This is a genomic window from Streptomyces chilikensis, from assembly GCF_001642695.1.
Taxonomy (GTDB): Bacteria; Actinomycetota; Actinomycetes; order Streptomycetales; family Streptomycetaceae; genus Streptomyces; species Streptomyces chilikensis.
In genome coordinates this window covers 2,882,455-2,885,898 of record NZ_LWCC02000005.1, presented here as the reverse complement: position 1 = coordinate 2,885,898, position 3,444 = coordinate 2,882,455, and the positions used below count along the sequence as shown (strand labels likewise).

At 73.9% G+C, this 3,444-nt stretch carries 2 protein-coding genes and 1 pseudogene; 1 reads left to right on the top strand and 2 read right to left on the bottom strand.

Annotated features, from left to right (window positions below; genetic code table 11):
• Positions 1–1,655 (bottom strand): annotated as a pseudogene (locus tag A2U95_RS32645) (glycosyltransferase family 2 protein); the annotation flags it as partial.
• 231 nt (positions 1,656–1,886) lie between these two features.
• A complete protein-coding gene (locus A2U95_RS12930; RefSeq protein WP_108951581.1) occupies positions 1,887–2,150 on the bottom strand; it encodes a WhiB family transcriptional regulator in 264 nt (87 codons plus the stop codon).
• 750 nt (positions 2,151–2,900) lie between these two features.
• On the opposite strand from A2U95_RS12930, the gene A2U95_RS12925 reads away from it, so the two are divergent.
• A complete protein-coding gene (locus A2U95_RS12925) occupies positions 2,901–3,410 on the top strand; it encodes a cysteine dioxygenase (RefSeq protein WP_166022268.1) in 510 nt (169 codons plus the stop codon).
• Positions 3,411–3,444 lie beyond the last annotated feature (34 nt).

The window sequence follows — 3,444 nt, the reverse complement described above, 5'->3', positions numbered from 1 at the left end:
GAAGGGACCAGCGGGCGGGAGGCGAAGTAGGCGCTCAGGCCGGCCAGCGGCACCGAGCAGACCAGCAGGAAGGTGACCGCGAGGCCGGCGGAGCCGCCGAACAGGGTGCCGAGGGCGGCGATCACGGCGAGGTACGGGGGCGCCGCCCCGGTGCCTCCGGCGCCGACCGGGTGCCAGGCGGAGGTGTAGGAGGCCCACAGGTCGAAGGCGCTGTCGGGGGCGGGCAGCAGGGCGCCGCCCGCCAGCGCGCCGCCGGAGAACAGCGAGCGGCAGGCGACCAGCGAGACCAGCAGCAGCAGCGCGAAGAGCACCGGGGCCGGGTTGCGGGCGATGCGCTTGAGGCGGGCGTGCTGTTCGGGCTGGACGAACGCCTCGTCGGCGTCGCCGCCGCCGCCGTGCCGGCCGGCGCCGGTGGTGGCCTCGGGGTCGGAGCGGCGGGTCATGCTGCCCGCGGCCTGCTCCAGGGTGGCCCGCAGGGTGGCGCCGCGGGGCGGGAAGAGTTCGCGCAGTTCGTCCTTGCCGGCCACCGGGCGGGCCCTGCGACGGCGTCCGGCGAGGATCCGCTCGGGCCTCAGCAGCACCCCGAGCAGACCGCGGATCTCGTCCAGGGCCTGTCCGGGCAGCTTGCCGACGAGGTAGGCGACGGTGCGCAGCACGGTGCCGAGGACCAGGCGCAGCAGGACCCAGGGCAGGGCGGAGCCGGGGCTGTTGACGAGCAGGGTGTAGACGGCGCCGGCCTTGTCCACGCGGTGCGGGGAGGCGACGGTGCGGCCCACGCAGTCGACGTCGCGGCGCTCGCGGGAGGCGGCCTCGGCGTGCCGGACGACGGCCTCGGGGGCGACCAGGACGCGGTGGCCCCGGGACTGGGCGCGCCAGCAGAGGTCGATGTCGTCGCGCATCAACGGCAGCCGGCGGTCGAAGCCGCCGAGCTCCTCGTAGACGTCGCGGCGGATCAGCATGCCGGCGGTGGAGACGGCGAGGGCGGGCCGCACGAAGTCGTGCTGGCCCTGGTCCTGCTCGCGGCGGTCCAGGCCGGTCCAGCGGCGGCCGCTGTTGGCGATGGTGACGCCGGCCTCGAGGAGCTGCCGGCGGTCGTACCAGCCGCGCAGCTTGGGGCCCACCACGGCGACCTCGCGGCCCGCCTCGGCCTCGCGCTCGACGACCGCCAGCATGTGGGCCAGCGCGTCCGGGGCGGGCGCGCAGTCGTCGTGGAGCAGCCAGAGCCACTGCACCGGCTCGCCGTGCGGCAGGTCGGGGAGGTCGTAGGTCTCGTCCCGCCAGGTGCGGGTGACCGGGTCCCAGCCGCTGGGCCGCTTGAGGTAGGGCAGGTCCTCGGGGGTGAGGACGGGCGCCGTCCGGTGGACCTCGTCGACGGCCTGGCCGAAGCCGGTGCGGCGGGCGAGGTGCAGCACGCGGTCCGGGCCGAGCGCCTCGGTGACCAGGTGCGCGGAGTCGTCGGCGCTGCCGGTGTCGGCGGCGAAGGCGTCCTGGACCGGACGCTCCTGGCCGAGCAGCCCCGCGAGCGCGTCGGGGAGCCAGCGGGCGCCGTCGTGGGCGACGAGCACCGCCGTGACCACGTGGCGCGGGAACTCGGGAGTGGCGCCGCCTTGGGAGACTGCTGTCTGGTGGACTGCCGTATGGCTGTGCACGGTCATCGAGGTACAGGCCCCGGTTCGATGGACTGCGGTGGACGCCCCCACTCCCGTCAGGCAGCTGTCCCGGGGGCTGCTGCCTCGGCCGGGGAGTGCGCGGCGTCTCGGACGGAGAGCCACACTAACGGCTGCGCGACAGACGGCCCGCCGCCCGTGGGTCACCCACGGACGGCGGGCCGTCTGTTGTGGAACGAACTGTGCCGTCTGTCCGGTCGCCCGGAGGCGGCCGGACCGTCAGACGGCGGCCTTCTTCAGCCGGCGGCGCTCCCTCTCGGAGAGTCCGCCCCAGATCCCGAAGCGCTCGTCGTTGGCGAGCGCGTATTCAAGGCATTCGGACCGGACCTCGCAGGCGAGACAGACCTTCTTGGCCTCCCGCGTGGACCCGCCCTTCTCCGGGAAGAAGGACTCGGGGTCGGTCTGGGCGCACAGCGCGCGCTCCTGCCAGCCGAGCTCCTCGTTCGCGTCGTCGACCAGCAGTTGCTGCACCAGCTCGGTCATGCCTGCGCCCCTCGTCCGTTCTTCCGCGTCCCCGTGATGTCCCCGTGTGATCCGGCCATCACCGACGGTGGCCGAACGACACGAGTGAAATTACAAGTGTGCCGCTCCGGGCGAGTCAAGCCAGGATCTGCTATTGAGCCCCTTATTCACCCTGCCGAACCAAGCCCCCGTCAAAAGTGTTCAAATCATCCTGAACTTCGACGGACTGACGGAGGGTCACCCACCGGCCCGAAGCGCGCCCGATCACGGCGGGATCACGGCTCGGGACGGAGGCGGTCGGCACCGACAGGTTTGACGCGTCCGGTTGTGCGCCATGTGTCCCGGCCACCCCGGGCACAAACCTCCCTCTTCTCAGAACACCCCCAGAAGGTGAAGTTCGTCCCATTCGCGAGTGGTCGAGTTGACACGGATGGTGTGACCCGGTGTGCTGAGGGGCATGCTCGCGAACTCGGCATCCGCCCCGACCCGCTCCGCCGGGTCCCTCGGTGCTGCCCCCGTTCGCCCCGGCTGTCAGCCCTGTTGTCAGTCCTGTTGCCGCCGCACCGGCTGTTGAGCCTCTGACGCTCCGGCCGTAGCCCGCCCGGCACCCCCGGGCAGGCCGCGCACCCCTCCGGGACCTCTCGTCCCCACCGCCTCTGCGGGCCCGCACCAGGGCCCAGCCGTCACGGTCCGTGACCCGGACCCCGGCGGAAGCGGTGCCGCACCCTCCCCCGCCCCGCATCCCTCCCCGCCACAGGAACCAGCGCACCCATGAACAGCGACAGCGACCTGCAGATCGCCGGCGACATCCTCGAGGTCCTCCACCTGCTCCAGCCGGAGCGCGAACACCCGTCCACCGTCGCGGACTTCGCCGGGCTGGCCCGGACGATCGCCGCGGACCGCCCCCGGTGGGAGCACCTGGTGCGGTACGACGCGACCACCCGCTGGTACCACCGGCTGCGCACCGGACCCGGCTACGAGGTGTGGCTGCTGTCCTGGCTGCCCGGCCAGGGCACCGGCCTGCACCACCACGGCCCCTCCTCCGGCGTGCTCACCGTCCTGGGCGGCACGCTGACCGAGCGCAACACCGCCTCCGGCCCCTCGGGCCCCGCGCGGCGCGTCCTGGAGCCGGGCGCCCAGCGCGTCTTCGCGCCCGGTCACCTCCACGAGATCGTGAACGACTCCCTGGAGCCGGCGGTCAGCCTGCACGTCTACTTCCCGGGCATGACCGAGATGCCGATGCACGCGCCCGCGCGCACGGCGGCCCGCGCCGAGGCCTGACGCGCCGCCGGCACGCGGCGGCCGGCCGGCGCCG

Coding starts and splice junctions, on each gene's coding strand:
- A2U95_RS12930 (WP_108951581.1), bottom strand. CDS start 2,150: ATGACCGAGCTGGTGCAGCAACTGCTGGTCGACGACGCGAACGAGGAG.
- A2U95_RS12925 (WP_166022268.1), top strand. CDS start 2,901: ATGAACAGCGACAGCGACCTGCAGATCGCCGGCGACATCCTCGAGGTC.